The sequence below is a fragment of the Aliidongia dinghuensis genome (assembly GCF_014643535.1).
Classification (GTDB): Bacteria; Pseudomonadota; Alphaproteobacteria; order ATCC43930; family CGMCC-115725; genus Aliidongia; species Aliidongia dinghuensis.
Window position 1 is genome coordinate 25,336 of record NZ_BMJQ01000027.1, and the last position, 18,647, is coordinate 43,982.

Annotated in this window: 19 protein-coding genes and 1 riboswitch; of the genes, 4 read left to right on the plus strand and 15 right to left on the minus strand. The window is 68.7% G+C overall.

Annotated features, from left to right (window positions below):
- Positions 1-3 precede the first annotated feature (3 nt).
- Positions 4-357: a hypothetical protein gene (locus IEY58_RS31715; RefSeq protein WP_189052200.1), complete on the minus strand. Its 354-nt coding sequence runs from the start codon at positions 355-357 to the stop codon at positions 4-6.
- A 187-nt stretch (positions 358-544) separates the two neighbouring features.
- Positions 545-703, plus strand: a riboswitch (FMN riboswitch).
- A 137-nt stretch (positions 704-840) separates the two neighbouring features.
- Between IEY58_RS31715 and ribB the strand changes: the two genes are divergently transcribed.
- Positions 841-1,503 carry a 3,4-dihydroxy-2-butanone-4-phosphate synthase gene (gene ribB, locus IEY58_RS31720; RefSeq protein WP_189052201.1) on the plus strand — a complete coding sequence of 221 codons (663 nt, stop codon included), beginning with the start codon at positions 841-843 and terminating at the stop codon, positions 1,501-1,503.
- Between the two features lie 144 nt (positions 1,504-1,647).
- Positions 1,648-2,451 (plus strand): sulfite exporter TauE/SafE family protein, encoded by an 804-nt coding sequence (locus IEY58_RS31725; RefSeq protein WP_229744112.1) that lies wholly within the window; start codon positions 1,648-1,650, stop codon positions 2,449-2,451.
- On the opposite strand, the gene IEY58_RS31730 is transcribed toward IEY58_RS31725, so the two are convergent.
- The 13 genes from IEY58_RS31730 to IEY58_RS31790 form a co-directional block, all read right to left on the minus strand.
- Positions 2,448-4,769 carry a xanthine dehydrogenase family protein molybdopterin-binding subunit gene (locus tag IEY58_RS31730; protein WP_189052202.1) on the minus strand — a complete coding sequence of 774 codons (2,322 nt, stop codon included), beginning with the start codon at positions 4,767-4,769 and terminating at the stop codon, positions 2,448-2,450. The two genes, IEY58_RS31725 and IEY58_RS31730, sit on opposite strands and share 4 nt — an antisense overlap.
- Before the next feature lie 188 nt (positions 4,770-4,957).
- Complete coding sequence (locus IEY58_RS31735; protein WP_229744113.1) at positions 4,958-5,335, minus strand: 6-pyruvoyl trahydropterin synthase family protein; 378 nt, start codon at positions 5,333-5,335, stop codon at positions 4,958-4,960.
- A gap of 1 nt (position 5,336) precedes the next feature.
- The gene (gene queE, locus IEY58_RS31740) at positions 5,337-5,969 is read right to left on the minus strand and encodes a 7-carboxy-7-deazaguanine synthase (protein ID WP_189052203.1); all 633 of its coding nucleotides are present in this window, start codon (positions 5,967-5,969) and stop codon (positions 5,337-5,339) included.
- Between the two features lie 131 nt (positions 5,970-6,100).
- Entirely contained in the window at positions 6,101-6,904 is an 804-nt protein-coding gene (locus tag IEY58_RS31745; RefSeq protein ID WP_189052204.1) for an MBL fold metallo-hydrolase, read from the minus strand.
- A complete protein-coding gene (gene pdeM, locus IEY58_RS31750; RefSeq protein ID WP_229744114.1) occupies positions 6,901-7,683 on the minus strand; it encodes a ligase-associated DNA damage response endonuclease PdeM in 783 nt (260 codons plus the stop codon). Before pdeM ends, IEY58_RS31745 begins: the two co-directional genes overlap by 4 nt.
- Positions 7,684-7,738: 55 nt before the next feature.
- On the minus strand, positions 7,739-8,599 hold the full coding sequence (locus IEY58_RS31755; protein ID WP_229744115.1) for an intradiol ring-cleavage dioxygenase: 861 nt from the start codon (positions 8,597-8,599) through the stop codon (positions 7,739-7,741).
- 72 nt (positions 8,600-8,671) lie between these two features.
- Complete coding sequence (locus IEY58_RS31760; RefSeq protein ID WP_189052205.1) at positions 8,672-9,334, minus strand: DUF3313 domain-containing protein; 663 nt, start codon at positions 9,332-9,334, stop codon at positions 8,672-8,674.
- Positions 9,335-9,366: 32 nt separating this feature from the next.
- On the minus strand, positions 9,367-9,570 hold the full coding sequence (locus tag IEY58_RS31765) for a hypothetical protein (protein WP_189052206.1): 204 nt from the start codon (positions 9,568-9,570) through the stop codon (positions 9,367-9,369).
- Positions 9,571-9,664: 94 nt separating this feature from the next.
- Entirely contained in the window at positions 9,665-9,853 is a 189-nt protein-coding gene (locus IEY58_RS31770) for a DUF6726 family protein (protein WP_189052207.1), read from the minus strand.
- A gap of 341 nt (positions 9,854-10,194) precedes the next feature.
- On the minus strand, positions 10,195-11,253 hold the full coding sequence (locus IEY58_RS31775) for a fatty acid desaturase family protein (RefSeq protein WP_189052208.1): 1,059 nt from the start codon (positions 11,251-11,253) through the stop codon (positions 10,195-10,197).
- Positions 11,254-11,623: 370 nt separating this feature from the next.
- Positions 11,624-12,208, minus strand: a complete 585-nt coding sequence (locus IEY58_RS31780; protein WP_189052209.1) for a TetR/AcrR family transcriptional regulator — start codon at positions 12,206-12,208, stop codon at positions 11,624-11,626.
- Positions 12,209-12,319: 111 nt separating this feature from the next.
- Positions 12,320-13,876, minus strand: coding sequence for a S41 family peptidase (locus tag IEY58_RS31785; RefSeq protein ID WP_189052210.1), 1,557 nt, complete (start codon positions 13,874-13,876; stop codon positions 12,320-12,322).
- A 133-nt stretch (positions 13,877-14,009) separates the two neighbouring features.
- On the minus strand, positions 14,010-15,266 hold the full coding sequence (locus IEY58_RS31790; RefSeq protein ID WP_189052211.1) for a DUF2325 domain-containing protein: 1,257 nt from the start codon (positions 15,264-15,266) through the stop codon (positions 14,010-14,012).
- A 146-nt stretch (positions 15,267-15,412) separates the two neighbouring features.
- On the opposite strand from IEY58_RS31790, the gene IEY58_RS31795 reads away from it, so the two are divergent.
- Entirely contained in the window at positions 15,413-15,619 is a 207-nt protein-coding gene (locus IEY58_RS31795; protein WP_189052212.1) for a TOBE domain-containing protein, read from the plus strand.
- Positions 15,620-15,627: 8 nt separating this feature from the next.
- On the plus strand, positions 15,628-16,101 hold the full coding sequence (locus IEY58_RS31800) for a molybdopterin-dependent oxidoreductase (protein ID WP_189052213.1): 474 nt from the start codon (positions 15,628-15,630) through the stop codon (positions 16,099-16,101).
- A 98-nt stretch (positions 16,102-16,199) separates the two neighbouring features.
- Here IEY58_RS31800 and IEY58_RS31805 read toward each other — a convergent pair whose 3' ends face one another.
- Positions 16,200-18,644, minus strand: coding sequence for a ligase-associated DNA damage response DEXH box helicase (locus tag IEY58_RS31805; protein ID WP_189052214.1), 2,445 nt, complete (start codon positions 18,642-18,644; stop codon positions 16,200-16,202).
- Between the last annotated feature and the right edge of the window lie 3 nt (positions 18,645-18,647).

Genomic DNA, 18,647 nt, shown 5'->3' on the forward strand with positions numbered 1-18,647 from the left:
GGCTCAGCCTGCTTTGCCTGCAGTGGTCGCGACCGGCGCAGAGGCCACGACCGGACAGCCGCAAATCGGGCAGCGCATGGCCGCGAGCGCCGCCGTGATCTGGGCGTCGCTCATGGTGCCGGCGAGCTTGGTGCGCTCTTCCGCTGCCAGCTGCTCGTGATAGCCGTCGGTCGCGAGCTTGCAGCGGTCGGCATAGAGCCTGTGAGTCGCCGCATCCATCGGCTGCTCGGACCAGGCACGCGCCGTCCGGGCGCTCATGAGCAGGCCGACGCCACCGAGCAGGCTGAGCCCGCCGAGCGCGGTCGAGCTCAGGAAACGGCGCCGGGCCGCGGATGCCACGCGATCGGTCTCGCTCATGTCTCTCCTCCGCAGGCGATCGGGGATGCCCGCACGGCTCCTAAGTTAGGCGCGCGCCCTCCGGGGGTCAACGGACGGGCCGGACCGTGACCATCGCCGCGACAAAGTGGTAGGCGAGGCGGCTTGACGCGCCCGACGAGCCATCCCATGTTGGAAATGGTCCTTCTTCGAGAAGGATCGAACGGATGCTTGTTCTCAGGGCAGGGTGCAATTCCCGACCGGCGGTAATCGTCCTCGCAAGAGGGCGGGAGCCCGCGAGCGCTTCGAGGCCTTGAAGGCCGCGAAGGTCAGCAGATCCGGTGTGAAGCCGGGGCCGACGGTATAGTCCGGATGGAAGAGGACGAGTTGGTGGACGTTCGTCCGGGGGATCTTCCCCGGCTGACGGCTGCCTACGCCCGGGGTTCGTCTCGCGCGTTTGCGGGCGATCTTCGGTCACTCTTTGACGCGCCCTGATTCAGGCTCGCCCCATTTGGAGTGAGTGACATGAATCAGAATGACGAAACCCCGCTGACCCTGGCCGATTTCGGTACGGCCAACGTGCGGGTCGAGCGGGCGGCGGCCCAGATCCGGGCCGGCGGCGGCGTGATCGTCGTCGACGACGAGGATCGCGAAAACGAAGGCGACATCATCTTCGCCGCCGAGACGATTTCTCCCCAACAGATGAACCTCTTGATCCGGGCGTGCTCGGGCATCGTCTGCCTGGTCATCACCGACGAGCGGGCGAGGGCACTCGACTTGCCGCCGATGGTAAGCCGGAACACCGGGCGCTACGGCACGCCCTTCACGGTCTCGATCGAGGCCAAGGAGGGGGTGACGACCGGCGTCTCGGCCGCTGATCGGGTGACGACGATCCGCACGGCGATCGCCGACGACTGCCGGCCCGAAGACCTGGCGCGGCCGGGCCATGTCTTTCCGCTCCGGGCGCATCCGGGCGGGGTGCTCGCCCGGCGCGGCCATACGGAAGCGACGATCGAGCTCATGCAACTCGCCGGGCGCAAGCCGGCCGGCGTGCTGTGCGAGGTCATGAACGAGGACGGCACCATGGCGCGCCTGCCCGAGCTCCTGGAGTTCGCGCGACGCCACGCCATGCCCGTCGTCACCATCGAGGATCTTACGGCCTATATCGAGCAGCGGGCCGCAGCCTGACGCGCAAGACGGAGAGGGGGCAGCAGCCTCCTCTCTTTGGTTTTTGGGTCACGTTATTGAGAGTGATTATCGGTCGCATAGAGGGCGTGGCGACTGGTTGCTATAAGGCGCCTCTGTTTTCAGGAGCTTGCGCAGGTCGCCACCGTGATCACCGATCCCTGGTTCTATGCGTTGGCGATCCCGGCGCTGCTCATCACCAGCATTTCCAAGGGCGGTTTCGGCGCCGGGCTCGGCGTGCTCGCGGTGCCGCTCATTGCGCTCCGCCTGCCGGTCGCTGAGGTGACGCCGATCCTGCTGCCGATCATCTGCCTGATGGATGCGGCGTCGCTCTGGGGCTATCGCGGCCGCTGGGACGGCCGGATCCTGGCGATCACCCTGCCGGGCGCGCTAATCGGCATTGCGCTCGGCGCGGTCGGTGTCGGCACCCTGCCGGACGTCTGGTTGCGTCTGGCGATCGGCACGATCGCTGTCGCCTTTCCCTTGCGGCGCTGGCTCGCGGCACCACGCCGGCAACGCACCCATGAAGGGCCGGGGGGCGAGGGGCGATTCAGCGGGAGACGGCCGGCGCAGGGCGTGTTCTGGTCGTTCCTCTCCGGCATCACGAGCTTTCTCGCGAACGCCGGCGGGCCGCCGTTCTCGATCTATCTGATGACGCTCCGGCTCGACAAGACGCTGTTCGTCGGCACCACGGCGGTCTTCTTCGCCGTGGTCAATTTCACGAAGCTCGTGCCATTCGCCTGGCTCGGCCTGTTCACGCGCACGAGCCTCATCACCTCGGCGGCGTTGAGCCCCGTGGCGCTCGTCGGCATTGCGCTCGGCTTCTGGCTGCACCGGCGCCTCGATCCAGCGCTGTTCTACCGGATCTCCTTTGCGCTGGTGTTCCTGCTGGGCGTGCGCTTCGTCTGGAGCAGTGCGGCGACCATCCTCGGAACCGCTGCCGCCGGTTAGTGCAACGCCTGCCAGAGCTTGAGCGGCGTCAGCGGCATCTGCAGCGCATCTGCTTCCGACGCTCGGCCGGCGCGGACGAGCGCATCGGCGACCGCGTTCACCACCGCAGGCGTGGCACCGATCGTGCCGAGCTCGCCCACGCCCTTGACGCCGAGCGGGTTGTTGAGACACGGCGTCGACTGGTCGAGCACATGGACGAAGTCGCGCAAGATATCGGCGCGCGGCATCGCATAGTCCATGAGGCTCGCCGTCACTGCCTGACCGGACGCCTCGTCGTAGCGCATGTATTCGCCCAGCGCCTGACCGATGCCCTGCACGGCGCCGCCGTCGAGCTGGCCGCGCACGATCAGCGGGTTGACGACGCGGCCGACGTCGTTGGCCGAGACGTAGGACTGGATCTCGACCACGCCGGTGTCCGGATCGACCTCGACCTCGCAGATATGGGCGCCGTTGGGCCAGCTCGGCCCCTGCACCTTGCTCGTCATGTCGACGAAGATGCGACGGTCGGGCTGGCGGTCCGCCAGCTCGAACAGGCCGATCTCACGATCGGTGCCGGCGACGCGGAACACGCCCTCGGCATATTCGATGTCGACGGCGGCGGCCTCGAGCACGTCGCCCGCGAGCTCGCGTCCGGTCGTGACTGCCTGTTCGGTGGCGTGCCGGATCGCCGAGCCTGCAGTGAAGAGCGAGCGCGAGCCGGCACTGCCGAAGCCCTGGCCGCGGTCGGTGTCGCCCATGATGATGCGGATCTTGTCGATCGGCACGCCGAACGTGTCGACCACCAGCTGGGCGTAGGAGGTCGCGATGCCCTGGCCCATCGGCATGGTCGCGGCATAGACCTCGATCTCGCCCGCGCCTGAGACCGCGACCGTGACACGCTCCTCGAACACGTTGCCGCCGGTCCATTCGAGGAACGAGGCGAGGCCGCCGCCGCGCAGCTTGCCGCGGGCGCGCGATGCCGCCTCGCGTGCCGGGAACGCGTCCCATTGCGCGAGCTCGAGCGCCTGGGTCAGGACCGAGCCGAACTTGCCGCTGTCGTAGGTCTGGCCCATGGCGTTGGTGTAGGGCATCTGCTGCGGATCGATCAGGTTGCGCCGGCGGATCTCGGCCGGGTCGAGGCCGAGTTCGCGCGCGGCTACGTCGAACAGCCGCTCGATCAGGAAGATCGCCTCCGGCCGGCCGGCGCCGCGATAGGCGGCGGTCGGTGCGGTGTTGGTCAGCACGGCATTCAGTTCGAGATCGATCGTGCGGATGTCGTAGATGCTGGTCGTGACCCAGGGGCCGATCAGCAGCTGGATGATGATGCCCGACGTGCCGGCATAGGCGCCCATGTTGCAGAGCGAGCGGACGCGATAGCCCAGCACCTTGCCGTTCGCGTCGAGCGCCAGCTCGGCCCGGCTCTCGGTGTCGCGCCCGTGGGTCGCGGCCAGGAATTCCTCGATCCGCTCGGCCGTCCATTTCACCGGCCGCTTCAGCTGGCGCGCCGCATAGGCCACGACGATATCTTCCGGATAGAGGCCGGTCTTCATGCCGAAGCCGCCGCCGACATCGTCGACGACCACGCGCACCTTGTCGGTCGGAATGCCGAGCACGGCATTGCACAGCGTGTCACGGGCGCCCGACGGCATCTGGCTCGAAAGGCGGAGCGTCAGCCGATCGGTCGCGGCGTCGTAGATGCCGAGCGCGCTGCGCGGCTCCAAGGGCGTCGGCGCCAGGCGCTGGTTGACGACGTCGAGTGAGACGACATGAGCGGCGGCCGCGAAGGCGGCGTCGGTCGCCGCGGCATCGCCGTGCCGCATCTGCGCCGCGATATTGTCGCTCGCGGCCGGCCAGACCTGCGGCGCGCCGGGCGCTACGGCATCCGCGAGGGCGGTCACGACCGGCAACTCCTCGTACTCGACCTGGATGCCCTCGAGCGCGTCCTTCGCCTGGTCGCGCGTCTCGGCGATCACAGCGGCAACCGCCTCGCCGACGAAGCGGACGACCTCGTGGGCGAGCGCCGGACGCAACGGCGTCTCGGCGGGTGAGCCGTCCGGCCTCTTGAACATTGGTGCCAGCGGCAGCGGCTTCACGCCGGCCGCGACCAGGTCGGCGCCGGTCAGCACGGCGACGACGCCCGGCATGGCGAGCGCCTCGCTGGCATCGATCGAGACGATGCGCGCATGGGCGTGGGGCGAGCGCAGGAAAGCGAGCGCCGTCTGGCCGGCGGTCGCGACGTCGTCCGTGAACCGGCCGCGCCCGGCGAGCAGGGCCGCGTCCTCGATCCGCCGCACCTCACGGCCGCTGCCGAAACGTCCGATCGCCGATTGCGCCGACATGCCGTCTTCCTCTCGTCCGTCTGATGGATCGGGAACAAGGTTAACGAACGTGATCGATGTTTTCTATCGCGACGGACGCGCGGCGGTCAGGCCGGCAGGTGGGTTGTCGGATGGGGCGCGAGGACCCACCTCTGCTTATTCCGTCATCCCCACCTTCGCGGGGATGACGGGTTATAACGCAGGCAGGGTCAGGCGCCGCGCCGCCGGATCGTGCAGCGCTCGCCGATCGAATCGCGGTGGATTGTCACGCGGACGACTCCGGACAGGCGCTCTGCGGCGCGTTCGAAGATCCAGGTGCCGATCACTTCCAGGGTCGGGTTTTCGAGGCCGGGGATCTCGTTCAGGGTCGTGTGGTCGAGCTCGGCCGCGAGGCCGGCCAGCACCCGGTCGACCTCGCTGAAGTCGGCAATCCAGCCGAGCTTCGGGTCGGGCGCGCCGTCGAGCGAGACCTCGACCCGGAAGGAATGGCCGTGCAGGCGGCGATACATGTGCCCGTCCGGCATGTTCGGCAGGCAATGGGCCGCGTCGAAGCGGAATTCCTTGGTGATTTCGATGTCGTAGGCCAACTCAGGCGATCCCAATAAATTTGTGGGTCTGCAGCGACAGGCGCCAGTGCGGATGGGCAAGGCAATAGGCGACGGCGGCGGCGGTATTGGCCGCGCGGTCGGGCCCGTCCATGGGCTGCAGGAAGAAATGCTGGAAATCGAGCCGGGCGAGCGCATCCAGGTCCTGTCCCGGCTGGGGATAGACGACCTTGAGTTCCGAGCCGCGCCGGGCGACCAGGTCAGCCCCTTGCTTCGGGCTGACGCAGATCCAGTCGAGCCCTTGCGGCGGTTCGATCGTGCCGTTGGTCTCGACCGCGATCTCGAAGCCGCGGGCATGGAGGGCGTCGATGACCGGCCGGTCCAGCTGCAACAGCGGCTCGCCGCCGGTCATCACCACATAGCGCCGCTCGGATCCGGCGGCCCAAGTCGCGAGGATACGGTCGGCGAGCGCCGCGGCATCGGCGAACTTGCCGCCGCCCGGGCCATCCGTGCCAACGAAGTCGGTATCGCAGAATTGACAGGTTGCCGACGCCCGGTCGGCCTCGCGGCCGGACCACAGGTTGCAGCCGGCAAAACGGCAAAAGACGGCCGAACGACCGGCCTGTCCACCCTCACCCTGCAGGGTGTGGAACAGTTCCTTGACGGTGTAGGTCATTGATCCCACGCACAACAGCCACCGGCCTGAACGCCGACGCCGGGCGCGACCATAGCAAATTTTCCGCGCCCGCGCTCATGCAGCCTCGCGACGGAAGCCTTGCGTCGTCCCCAGGCACTCAGATCCGGACGCTAGCGCTGGGACAGGCCGCCGCCCAGGTTGAAGCGCACGGCCGGATGGAACAGCCGGGGCAGGTCGAGCGTCGCGTCGCGCGCCTCGCGCATGGCGACGAAGGCTGCCTCGTCGATGCCGTCGCGCACATGGGTATTGCCGGCGCGCTCATCCGGCACCGTGGTCATCCAGTCGGCCGGCCGCGTCGCCGGCGGATAATCATGGCCGACGAACAGCCGGGTCTCGTCCGGCAGAGCCAGGATGCGGCGGATCGAGCGATAAAGCGTGCGCGCGTCGCCGCCGGGGAAATCCGCGCGCGCGGTGCCGCAGTCCGGCATGAACAGCGTGTCGCCGAGGAAGATCGCGTCGCCGATCAGATAGCTGAGGCAGGCCGGCGTGTGGCCCGGCGTCGCGAGCGCCCGGGCGTCGAGCCGGCCGATGCGGAACGCCTCCTCCGGCGCGAACAGGTGATCGAACTCGAGCGGGCTGTCCGGGTCGAGGGCGAACTGGTCGGCGAAGGTCGCGCGGACCTGGCGGACGCCGGCACCAATCGCCCGCTGGCCGCCCAGCCGCTCTTTGAGATAGGCGCCTGCCGACAGATGGTCGGCATGGATGTGGGTTTCGAGCAGCCACTGCACCTCGAAATGCCGCTGCCGGACCGTGTCGATGATCTGGTCGGCATTCACGGTCGAGGCGGCACCGGTCGCGGGATCGAAATCGAGCACCGGGTCGATGATCGCCGCAGCGCCGGTCTCGGGATCCGCCACCAGGTAGGAAACGGTCTTCGTCGTCTCGTCGAAGAAGCCGGTGATGTCGGGCGTCATCGATCGGTCCTCACGGTTTCGACCTCGTCGAACGGCAATGGCCGCTGCGCATCGGGCGCTTTCGGGAACGGTACCATGGTCAAGCGCGTCTTGCCCGCGAGATAGGCGGCGAAGCCGTTCGGGAACAGATCGGCGATCGCCGGATCGCGCACGTCCAGCCCGCCGGCATAGGCGCCGAACGCCGGCAGGATCACGCGCCGGTCGTCGGCGACGAAGCAGCGGCAGGTGAGCCGCCGGCCATGGATCGAGATGCCGGCCTTGGGGTGGAAATGGCCGCTGAGCTCGCCGGGCGCAGTGTCACGCGCGGCTTCGTGGCGCAGCGTGAGCGGACCCAGCCGCAGCGCATCCGGGACGATGCGGCCGCCAAGCGCCGGGCCGGGTGCCGGATCATGGTTGCCGGCGATCCAGATCCAGTCCTGGTGCGCGACCAGCATCGCCAGCCGCTCAGCGTCGTCGTGGCCGATCTGTTCGGCGCCGTCGGCGTCATGGAACGAGTCGCCGAGTGCTACGACTCGCGCCGGGGCGAGGCGCTCGATCAGTGCTGCCAGAGTTGCCAGCGTCGCGCGCGTGTCGTAGGGCGGCAGCAGGGTGCCGCGCCGGGCGAAGGCGGCACCCTTCTCGAAATGCAGGTCGGCGACCACAAGCGTCCGCTCGGCGGGCCACCACAGCGCACCGCTCGGCTCGGCGAGAAGATCGACGCCGGCGAGCGACAGGGCGAGCGGCTTCGTGGCAGGGGCGGGGGCGGGGGCGTGGGCCGGTATGGCGAATGGTGCGTTCACGCCGTCGTTGTTAGGCCATCCGGCGACGGCGCGCCAGTGGGATGCGTCCCTGCGACTATTTGGGCGCGCCCGGAACGAGGGAGCGCTCCCAGCCGGTGGGCCGGGGCCGCGCTGTAGTCGGCGGGGGACCGGGGGGCGGACCGTGTGGCATACCCTCGGGCGGTGGGCCGCCGGGAAAGTCTCCAGGACGGTCGGCGATCGTCTTGCTGTTCCGATCCGTAGCGACGACGAGCGATGCCAGATAGCGGTCGGCCTCTTCCTTGATCGAGCAGAACGCGCCGTGCCCGCCGCCGCCCATCCGCAGGATCCCGTCCGTGGCGTTGGTCGTGTCGCGTGCTTCCTTGCGGCGGTTGTAGGGCGGGACGTGCTGATAGATGAACTCGCTGAGCGCGTCGGGCAGATAGAGCTGGCCGTTCAGCACGCAGGTCTGGTCCAGCAGGACCTTGAAATGGATGTGCGGCGTCCGCCCGCGGTACCAGCCGGGATAGATCGTGTCGAAGCGGACGAGGCCCGTCCGGTCGGCGAACTGGGTGCCGCGCAGGAAACGGGCCGCCTTGACGCTCGTGTCGCCGTGATTGTCCGGCTGGTCGTAGCCGGAATAGAACCCGTCGGCATCCGCGTGCCAGACGTCGACGCGGGCGCCCGCGAGCGGCGCGCAGGTTCCGGCGTCGACGATCTGGAACAAAAGGTGCAGCGGCACACCGACCCGGCCGTCGGTAATGTCGGACCGTTCGAGCTTCGGGTCGAAATAGAACGGCCCTTCGACCGACTGGGCCGTCAGCACGCAGACATTCGTCGCCGGCAGCAGGCCGGCCGTGTCCGGCGGTGCGGCGGCCGCGGCCAGGGTCGGCCGGGCCGCCGCGGTGAGAGCGAGCCCGGTCAAGGCCTGTCGCCGCGTGATCGGCATTGTCTTCATCCTCGTCCGCTCCAATCGCGGGCAAGGATAGGGGGCCGGAGGGCACTCGGCCTTTTTAAATATTGCGGGCAATCATGTGAGCTGCTCGGCCAGCGCATCGGCACCCTTGTCGATGCCGGTCTTGGCGGCCGCGAGCGATCCTATGCTGGCGCCGACGTTGTAGGCGCCCGGATATTGCTTCGTCACGAACGCGTCGAGCAGCTGGTTGCTGGTGGCGTCGTAGATCTCGACGGCGTAGATCACGGAGCCCGTCATCATGCCTTCGCGCCCTCGGATGGCCTGGACGCCGTTATAGAGGCCGCCGGCGATATCGAACCGGGTGAAGGTGCTGAGAAACGCGGTATTCGTCGCGGCACCCGTCAGGGTCAGCTTGACGCGCAGCGTGCCCGACGCCGGCCGGTCCGTAAGCGTGAAGCGCTGCCCCAGTTTCTGGGTGAACTGGCTTCGCATATAGCTGGCGAGTTCGGCACGATCCTCCTGGTCCATGTCGCCGAATTGGTTGTCGGCACCCTGGTAGATCTCGACCGGATCGATGATGACCCTCGAATAGCCGCGCCAGTCCGTCGGACCGGAATAACGATACGGAATCCGGCCGGTCGTATCCTGCGTGTTGGGCTTCAAATAGGACGCGGAGGCAAGGCCCGTGTAGGACACAGGGTCGGGACTCGCGCAGCTGGCCAATGCGGCACAGACAGCAAGGATCGACAGCGGCCGCATGGGCACTGGACTGGACATTCAAATCTCCATTGGGGTTATGGGCGTGGGTTTCAGCCGATCAGGGTGGTGATCGGGGATAAGGGATCGCACCAGACACCCGCAGCCATCAGGGCAATGCCAGTGACGAGGGCGGCGAGGATCAACACGTCCGCCATGGACCAGCGGTCCGGTGCTTCGAACAGCGGGTCCGCTTCGTCGCGGGTGATGCCGGCAGGTTCGAGTTGTGCCGCGGGCGTCGGTTTGCTGGTTGCCATTCCCTCGCCCTCCGATTGATCCGGGGCAGTAGCGTCAATAAGCCGTCTGGGCGGTTTGTTTTTCGGCCGATCGTTACCGATCGATCGGGAGAAATCAGTCGATGGCGTCGGCCGCCGCGTCGAGGGGGGCGGCGGCAACATGGCCTGCCACCGGGACCGTCTTGACCACGGCGCTGGCCGTGCGGACCGGCAACGCCACGACGCCGCAGCCGGCCAGGCCTGCGCTTAAGACCATGATCAGCATCAGACCTCGTCCTGGGCTCCATGCGTAACGCTTGACCATGCTGGCATCTCCTTATCGGCATGGACCGGGTTCGAAGCGCAGGCGATGCGGCCTCCGCTGAGACAATCCGGTTCACCAACCTCTAAGGGCATATCTAGCATCCTATTTAAAAACCGTCTAGACGGTTTTTTATTTGTCGCGCTGGAATTGGCGCGGCCTTTGCCACGCCGCAGGCGCCCGGCTGGTGCGGGGTCGAAGCTCGTGCACCGACTCATTCAGACGGTTCATGGAAGCGGCTGAGCTGTCGAGGATGGTTGCGGCGGGCTTCGTCCAAACGAGGGGCTTGGAGTTCTTGTTGTGCTGCCGGATCTAGCGGGCGATGGCACCTTGGACGTCGGGCGTCACCCGACGCGATCGCTGACCGTATCGGCCTCTGCGAACAACGGCACCGACTTCGGGATCGGCACCATGCGTGCCGTGCCTTCGTCCCAGAGCGCCGCGCGCCAGGACTTGAGCGCGTGCCAGGGCTTCATGACGAAGGCCGTCTGCAGGGCCGGGGTCGCGTCATGGCAGGCTTCGAGCCGGTAGTTCGGGATGCGCGGGTTCAGATGGTGCACATGGTGGAAGCCGATGTTGCCGGTGAACCATTGCAAGAGGGCCGGCAGTTCGAGATAGGAGCTGCCCTCGATCGAGGCCGAGACCGGGTGCCACGCCGGCTGCCGCGTCCAGAGCGCGTCCTCGAACCGGTGCTGGACCGAGAACAGCCAGACGCCGACGATCGCGCCGAGGGCGAGAACCGGTCCCTGGACCAGCAACACGGTGCGGAAGCCCAGCGCGAAGCCTAGCCCCAGATAGAGAGCGAGCAGTGCCAAGTTGGTCAGTTGCACCGCCCAGCGTTCCCGGCGCCAGGAGCGCGGCGCATCGAACGGCAGCCGGTAGAGCAGCGTGAAGACGAGCGGCGGCAGGACGAGCCAGGAGACGACAGGATGCTGCATGACCCGATAGAGCCGGCGCTGGGTGCCGGGCAGCGCCTGGTATTCCGCGAGCGTCAGGCAGCCCGAATAGATGTCGGTGCCCGACAGCCGGCGGTCGAGATTGTTCCAATGGCTGTGATGGCCGGCATGCTGGCGCCGCCACATCAGGTAGGGCGTGAAGGTTACCAGGCTGCACAGCGTGCCGACCGCGTTGTTGGCCGCGCGCGAGCGGAAGAACGAGCCATGGCCGCAATCGTGCTGGATGATGAAGATGCGCACGAGAAAGCCCGCGGCGGCGACACCCAAGGCCGCGGTCAGCAGGGGAGAGAAGGTAAGCGTCCAGTACATAAGCGCGCAGGTGGCAAGGAACGGCAGGAACGAGTTCGCCATCTGCCACAGGCTGCGCCCGAGCGTGGGGCGCTCGAAGGCGCGGGTGCTGCGGCGAAGCGCGTCGCGCTCGTCGCCGGACGGGTCGTTCGGGGTCATGGTTGCTGCCGTTCCGGATGGATCGTCGTTCAAAGGAATGCCCCTCCGCAAGGTCGGAGGAAGCGGGGCCGTGTCGAGCGTCTCGGGAACCGGTCGTGACGATCCAGCCCACCATCGGGCCTTCGGGGCGCCACGGCAAGCGGATTACGGCGTGCGACCGCAGGCTGCGTCGGTGTTCGCCGCCGCCTTGGGTGCGCCCGATGGCTCAAGCCTGTGATATCGCTGGCCGAAGACTGTCGTTGCGAGTGGGGCGGTTGCGACTCGGGTCCCTGCTGCCCTCCAAGCCGAAAGTACAGCCGCGGCCATCGAGGCGCTCTGGAAGCAAAAGCTGGAGATCTTCAACGTCCAGCCCAGCCATCACGCACTGGGACTAAACACCCTGGGGCGCGGCCTTCGCCAGTGCGGCCCATTGCCGGCTGTCGAGCAGGCGATCGAACAAGCGTTGCCGCTGCTCTACCGTGAGCGGGCAATGCCCCAGCAGAGATGTGATGATGAGGCCTCTGGCGGCTTCCCAGCGGAGGAGCGCCAGATCCGGATCGGTTGCCTCGGCCTTGATGAGTTCCACCGCTGTCGCATCGATCTCTCGAACGATGGACATGAGGCCAGGCTCTTCGGCGAGCGCGCCGATGACGGCGAAGGCGACCGAGTTCTGGGTGGAGATGGCCTCGCGCGACGTCGCGATTCGTGTCGCGAGTTCCGGCTCGGGATGCCCCGGGGGCAGGGCGGCCCTATAATCGCGGCCGAATTTCTCGAAATGCTCGATCTGATGCTCGAGCAGCGCCTTCACCACCGCGCCCTTGGTGCGGAAATGGTGCATCACGCCGCCTTTGCTGATGCCGCTTTCGCGCGCGATGGCGTCGAGCGTGAGCCGACCCGGGCCATCGCGCGCGATGATGGTCAGCGCGGCCTGGATGGCGGCGTTGCGGGAACGTTCGGAGCGGGCGGCATTCTCCATCGTGACTCTCTCGGAACCAGGGCGGCATCGACATTGCCGCAAGACAGCCCGACAGAGGTAGCTAAAGCACGCGCGAGAAACAATCCGTTCGGTCGGTTTTGTGCGGCCGCGTCAGTTCGCCTTCGTCGCGACGGCGCCGGACTGGCGCGTCGGCTGGGCCGGAGCCGGGAGCGGTGTATGCGCCTCCATCACAGGGGCGATTGCATGTTGGCAATCGAGCATGGCGATGGCCGCCAGCAGCTGCGGGTCGCCCGGGCGGTTGGCCGCAGCGCGGCCGGCGGCGAGGCAGGCGGGCGAGGCCGGCGGCGGGTGCTCGGCGACGGCTTCGACCTGGGTCGGGGGCTTCAGCGCGCCCGGCAGGCTGGCCTCGTGCCCGGCATATGTCTCTTCGAGCCCCGCCACTTTCAGATCGGGCACCAGCCCGTCGCTCTGCAGCCAGGCGCCGGACGGCCGGCGCAGGAACCAGCCGGTCGCGACCAGGGTCCGACCGTCGGGCAGAGCCTGATGGCCTTGGCTGATGCCCTTGCCGAAGCTGCGCGATCCGACGAGCGTCGCGCGCCCGTGGTCGCGCAGCGCCGCGGCCAGCACCTCGGCGGCGGACGCGGTGTCGGCATTGATCAGGACCACGACCGGGACCGACCGGGGCAGTCCTGTGGGGGCATGGGCCACGTGATGCTCGTCCGGATGGCCCACGCTCCAGAAGGTGGCGAGCGAGGCACCGTCGGGCAGCAGCAGGCCGGCGGCATCCTCCGCCTCGGAGATAAGCCCGCCCAGGTTGCCGCGCAGATCGAGCACGAGGCCGCGTGGCTGCGGCGAGGCGGCGAACAGGCGGGCAGCGGCGCGGCGCAGTTCCGGGCCGGCGTCACGGGTGAAGGCGTTCAGGCGCAGGACCGCGACGTCGCCGACGAGGCGCGCTTCGACGCGCGGGATCTCGACCTCGGCGCGGCTCGCCGTCAGGTGCAGGTGCCGGCCCTGGCGATCGATGTCGAGCCGGGCAGCGGCGGGCGTCTCCTCGTGCGAGAGCCGGGTGAAGCTTTTGTTGTCGATGTCGACCGCGCGCTTGCCGTCAAAGCCGGTGATGATGTCGCCGACCAGGACCCCGGCATGGACCGCGGGGCTGTTTTGATAGAGCCGGGTCACGAGATAGCCGGTCGGCACCGGCCGAACCTGGAATCCCAGGCCGCGGTAATGCTCGGCTGTGTCGGCGTGCTTCTCCCACACCGCCTCGCCGCCGGGCGGCTCCAGCTTGGAATGGGGGTCGAGCACGGCGGTCATGGCCGAAATCGCCGCGTCCGACAGCTTGTCGGCGTTGGCGTCGGGCTTGGTGGCGAGCGTGCGGAGATGATCGAGGACGTTGGTCTCGAGCGTCCTCGACCACTGCAGGTCGGGCCGTTGCGGCCAATCGGGGCGCGGCGCGCTGCCGGGTGTTAGGTTGGGGGTGCGCCCGGCGGCCGCGGCATCCATGCCCTCGGTCGCGGCGTCGGCCAGCACGGTCGGGTCGACCGGTACGACATAGCTGCCGAGGGTCAGGCGCCAAGCGGCGTCCAGCCGCGCTTCCGGGCCGGTCGTTGGTGGGGCGGGGCGGGCTCGCGGCGGCTGGTCGACGCAACCGGCAAGCCCGCTGAGAGCGAGGGCAACGGCTGAAAAGTGCGACCACGCGCGAAGCATCGTGACGTGCGGCTCCCGACTGTCGGTCTGTTAACAGACAGCAATGGTCGTCGAGAGAAGTAAACAGGATATTCACGACGGGCCCGGCAGCCAGGCTACCCACGGGCGAACGGCCACTACGAACGCACGGCCACTACGAACGCACGGCCAGAGCGTCGAGCCGGCCGAGACCGGCGAGGAGCGAGCCGATGCCGACGCTGCGCAACGGCAAGAACGGCTTGCCGGCCTGGCGGCACAGGCGCTTCACCGCTGCCGCCGCGTCGTGGCTGATGCAATCGACCGGGAAGCAGGCGACGTCGGCCCGGCTGACGAGGCCGGGCAGCAGGCCCGACCGGTCCTCGATGCCGCCGTCGTGATGCAGCAGCTCGATATCCGCGCGATCGGCAAAGGCGCGGAGCCGGCGGATCTCCGCCGGCCGGCCGCCGACATAGAGCAGGCTTTCGATGCCGGGCGGCAGCGACGGCCGACCGTCGCCGGCCGGCAAATCGGCGGACGAGGCTTCCGGCGGAGCGAGTTCGGCCTCGATCGCCGCCAGTTCCTCCGCCAGGGTATCGGCCCGGGCCCCGGCCTGCTGCCGGGCCGTCTCGCTCGCGGCCAGGTCGCGCTGCGCTTTCTCGGCGCGCCGCTCCGCACGCAGAGCGCGTGCCGCCTCGGTCCTGAGCCGCGCGTCGAGCTCGCCCACCAGGCGCCGGAGGGCGGCGACCTCGTCGTCTGCTGTCTCTGCAGACTTGCCGGTTGCGAGCTTATCGGCATTCCGCGCGACCGCTGCGGCCAGGGCGGCGTCGAGCTGGCGGATCGTCGCGTCGGCGGTCTGGATATGGGCCTGGCTCTTCTCGAGCTTGCGCTCGAGCTCGGCCTTTTCCTTCTCGAGCGCAGTCAGGCGCCGGATGTCCGCCCGGTTGGCGGCGCCCACCAGGTGGGACAGCATGTGCACATCGGCGAAGGCCTGCTTCACCAGCGCGTCGGTCGCGGCCGGATGGCTGAGGAGCGCCCAGTAGGCGCCGGGAATCTCGCCGGCCCGCTTGGCTTCGTCCCAGAATGCTGCGACCGCATCGGCCGACCGGGCGGCGGCGAAACGGTTGAGTGCGGCATGGTGCCGCTTGTCGAGCGCCTTCTGCAGCAGCTTGCCGCCGTCGTCGTGGCGCCCGGCGAGGCGCACGCCCTCGCCGTGGATCTCGTGGTCGCTGAGCGCGTCGAGGTCGCGGCCGCCGAGCTTGCCGACGATCTGCCGCAGCTCGCGCGTCGAAAGGCAGGTGCCGACGATGGAGCAGTGCAGGTTCGGCGCCAGGTCCCAGATCCGGCTGCGCCGCTTGGCCGGCGCATTCAGCATCGCGGCCAGCTCGTCGTCGCTGACCGCGGAGAAGGCCGGCGCGTCCTTAAGCTGGCCCAATACCAGCCGCGGCGATCCTGCAGATGAAAACACGAGTTCGTCTCCCGTCCCACGCTTTCCAGATCGATATATTCGTACAAATATAGCGCTCTGAACAGAGGCGGCGAGTAGGATCATCGCGCCAACCGGATCAAAGGGGGAAAACCGTGAAGCTCAGCGCGCGTAACCAGCTCAAGGGCAAGATCGTCGCCGTGACCAAGGGACAGACGACGGCTCATGTGCAAATCGATATCGGCGGTGGCGTGATCGTCACCTCGTCGATCACCAACGAGGCGGTCGACGACCTGGGCCTCGCGGTCGGCGACGCCGCCGTCGCCGTGATCAAGGCGTCCGACGTGATGGTCGCGAAATAGCGCGGACGATGCGCGTCCTGCTTGCGGGGGTCGTGGCTGCGCTGGCGCTGGCGGCACCCTCGGCCTGGGCTGACGTCGCCGTGACCGGCGCCGTCACGAAGCCGCTCGCGCTCACGCCGGCAGCACTCGCGGCCGAGCCGCTGGTATCGCTGCACGTGGCATTCGCGACCAGCCATGGCGACGAGGCGGCGGATTACGCCGGCGTGCCGCTCTGGACCGTGCTGCAGCGGGCCGGCCTGGTCGACGGCCAGGCCAAGGGCGCGCATCTGCGCCACGGCATCCTGGTAACCGGCGCCGATGGCTATGGCGTGCTGCTCGCGATCGGCGAGCTCGATCCCGAGTTTGCCGGCAAGCAGGTGATCCTGGCGGTCAAGCGCGACGGCCAGCCCTTGGCCGGCGACGAGGGCGTCCGCCTCGTCGTGCCCGGCGACAAACGCGGCGGCCGCAGCGTGCGCCATGTCGTGAAGATCGAGGTGGAGTAGGGCCCCAATCCCCGTGCAGGCGGGGATCCGGAGCCGGCGACGGCTGCTACGAGCCTTTGCGGCAATCCTGGATTCCCGCCTGCGCGGGACGGTTAGAATTAGCCTTCGTCCCCACCCATTGCGTCGCGGATCAGCGTCTCGGCGTCTTCCAGGAGTGCGTCCTCGTTGCCGTAGATGGTCTCGCGGCCGATCTCCAGCAGCACCGGGACGGCGAGCGGCGAAATGCGGTCGAGCCTTCGGTGGGTGATGCGGCCCTTGATGCGGCTGAGCAACTCGCCAAGCCGCTTGATGTCGGTCAGGCCCGTCGCCGCGTCGGCGCGGGTCGCGCGCAAGAGGATATGGTCCGGCTGGTGCTTGCGCAGCACGTCGTAGATCAGGTCGCTGTTGAAGGTCACCTGCCGCCCGGTCTTGGCGAGTCCGGGCAGGTTGCGGTCGATGAGCCCCGCGATGATCGCGCAATTGCGGAAGGTGCGGCGGAGCATCGAGGATTCAGCCATCCAGGCCTCGAGATCGTCGCCCAGCATGTCCTCGTCGAACAGCTCGTCGAGCTCGCCCCGGTGCCGGCCCGGCTGCTCGACGCTCCAGACCGCCAACACATAGTCCGACGCGACGAAGCCCAGCGGTCGGAGCCCCATGCGCTCCATGCGCTTGGTCAGGAGCATGCCCAAGGTCTGGTGCGCATTGCGGCCCTCGAAGCAATAGGCGATGAGGAACCAGCGCGGCCCCCGCGGGAAGCTCTCGACCAGGAGCCCTCCCGGCGGCGGCATCTGGCTGCGCCAGCGCTGCAGGCCCAGCCACTCCTTGACGTCGACCGGGAGACCCGCCCAGCGGCCGGGATCGGCGATGATGCCGCGCACCCGGTCGGCGAGGTAGGTCGTGAGCGGCAGCTTGCCGCCCTCGTAGGCCGGGATCTTCGGCGCGCCGCCGCCCGTTGCGCGCTGGGCGATCACGACCATGTCGCGGATCTCGATGAAGCGCAGCAGCTGGCCCGCGAACAGGAACGTGTCGCCGAACCTGAGCTGCTGGGCGAAATATTCCTCGACCTCGCCCAGGGTCGGCCCGCCGCCGAGGCGCACCTTGAGCACGGTTGCCTCGACAATGGTGCCGATGTTCATGCGGTAGCGCCGCGCCGTCTGCTCGCCCGCAACCTGCCAGCGGCCGAGCGAATCGCAGAACAGCTTGTGCCAGCGCTCGTAGCTCGCGAGCGCATAGCCGCCGGTCGCGACGAACTCGAGGCAGTCGTCGAACGTCTTGCGGTCGAGCGTCCGATAGGGCGCCGCCCCTGAGACTTCGGCATAGAGCGCGTCGGCCGTCACCGGCTCGGCGCAGGCGACGCCCAGGATGTGCTGGGCCAAGACATCGAGCCCGCCCGGCTTCGGCCGCTCGCCGTCGAGCTCGTGTGCCGCGACCGCGTCGAGCGCCGCCTGGCATTCCAGCACCTCGAACCGGTTGGCCGGCGCCAGGATGGCGCGGCTCGGCGCATCGAACCGGTGGTTGGCGCGGCCGATGCGCTGGACCAGGCGTGCGACGCCCTTGGGGGCGCCCAGCTGCACCACGAGGTCGACCGCGGCCCAGTCGACGCCCAGGTCGAGCGAGGAGGTGGCAACGACGGCCCGGAGCCGGCCCGAGGCCATGGCCGCCTCGACCTTCAGCCGCTGCTCGGTCGCGAGGCTGCCGTGATGCAGCGCAATCGGCAGGTTGTCGTCGTTGAGCTTCCACAGCTCCTGAAAAATGATCTCGGCCTGGGCGCGCGTATTGACGAAGACGAGCGTGGTCCGGTGCGCCTTGATCGCGAGATAGATCTCGGGCAGCGCATGCACGCCCATGTGCCCGGCCCAGGGCAGTTCCGCCGCGGGCTCCAGGATCGAGATCTCGGGCTCGGGTGTCGCCGCCCCCTTGATGCGCGCGACCGGCGCGCCGTCGGGGGCGAGATAGGCCGCGAGATCGTCCGGCCAGGCGACCGTCGCCGACAGGCCGACGCGGCGCGCGCCCGGCGCCAGCTTCGCGAGGCGCGCGAGGCCCAAGGCCAAGAGATCGCCGCGCTTGGTCCCGGCGAGCGCGTGCAGTTCGTCGATCACGATCGCCTTGAGGCCGGCGAAGATCGTCCGCGCCTCGGGGTAGGAGACGAGCAGCGCCAGCGACTCGGGCGTGGTCAAGAGCATATGCGGCGGATCGGTCTTCTGTCGCTGCCGCTCCTTGGCGCCCGTGTCGCCGGTCCGGGTCTCGATGCGCAGATCGAGCGCCATCTCGCTCGCCGGCACCATCAGGTTGCGCTGGATGTCGGCGGTGAGCGCCTTCAAGGGCGAGACATAGAGCGTGTGCAGGCCGGGCGGTGCCGCGCGGGCGAGTTCGATCAGGCTCGGCAGGAACCCGGCCAAGGTCTTGCCGCCGCCGGTGGGGGCGACCAGCAGCGCCGATCGCCCGGCCTCGGCCGCCGCCAGCATGGCGAGCTGATGGCCGTGCGGCCGCCAGCCGCGTTGGGTGAACCAGGCGCGGAAACGCTCGGGCAGGATGGTGTCGGGCGGTGGGGCGTCGTCGGGCATGTC

Coding starts and splice junctions, on each gene's coding strand:
- IEY58_RS31715 (WP_189052200.1), bottom strand. CDS start 357: ATGAGCGAGACCGATCGCGTGGCATCCGCGGCCCGGCGCCGTTTCCTG.
- ribB (WP_189052201.1), top strand. CDS start 841: ATGAATCAGAATGACGAAACCCCGCTGACCCTGGCCGATTTCGGTACG.
- IEY58_RS31730 (WP_189052202.1), bottom strand. CDS start 4,769: ATGTCGGCGCAATCGGCGATCGGACGTTTCGGCAGCGGCCGTGAGGTG.
- queE (WP_189052203.1), bottom strand. CDS start 5,969: ATGACCTACACCGTCAAGGAACTGTTCCACACCCTGCAGGGTGAGGGT.
- IEY58_RS31745 (WP_189052204.1), bottom strand. CDS start 6,904: ATGACGCCCGACATCACCGGCTTCTTCGACGAGACGACGAAGACCGTT.
- IEY58_RS31755 (WP_229744115.1), bottom strand. CDS start 8,599: ATGAAGACAATGCCGATCACGCGGCGACAGGCCTTGACCGGGCTCGCT.
- IEY58_RS31760 (WP_189052205.1), bottom strand. CDS start 9,334: ATGTCCAGTCCAGTGCCCATGCGGCCGCTGTCGATCCTTGCTGTCTGT.
- IEY58_RS31765 (WP_189052206.1), bottom strand. CDS start 9,570: ATGGCAACCAGCAAACCGACGCCCGCGGCACAACTCGAACCTGCCGGC.
- IEY58_RS31770 (WP_189052207.1), bottom strand. CDS start 9,853: ATGGTCAAGCGTTACGCATGGAGCCCAGGACGAGGTCTGATGCTGATC.
- IEY58_RS31775 (WP_189052208.1), bottom strand. CDS start 11,253: ATGACCCCGAACGACCCGTCCGGCGACGAGCGCGACGCGCTTCGCCGC.
- IEY58_RS31780 (WP_189052209.1), bottom strand. CDS start 12,208: ATGGAGAATGCCGCCCGCTCCGAACGTTCCCGCAACGCCGCCATCCAG.
- IEY58_RS31785 (WP_189052210.1), bottom strand. CDS start 13,876: ATGCTTCGCGCGTGGTCGCACTTTTCAGCCGTTGCCCTCGCTCTCAGC.
- IEY58_RS31800 (WP_189052213.1), top strand. CDS start 15,628: ATGCGCGTCCTGCTTGCGGGGGTCGTGGCTGCGCTGGCGCTGGCGGCA.
- IEY58_RS31805 (WP_189052214.1), bottom strand. CDS start 18,644: ATGCCCGACGACGCCCCACCGCCCGACACCATCCTGCCCGAGCGTTTC.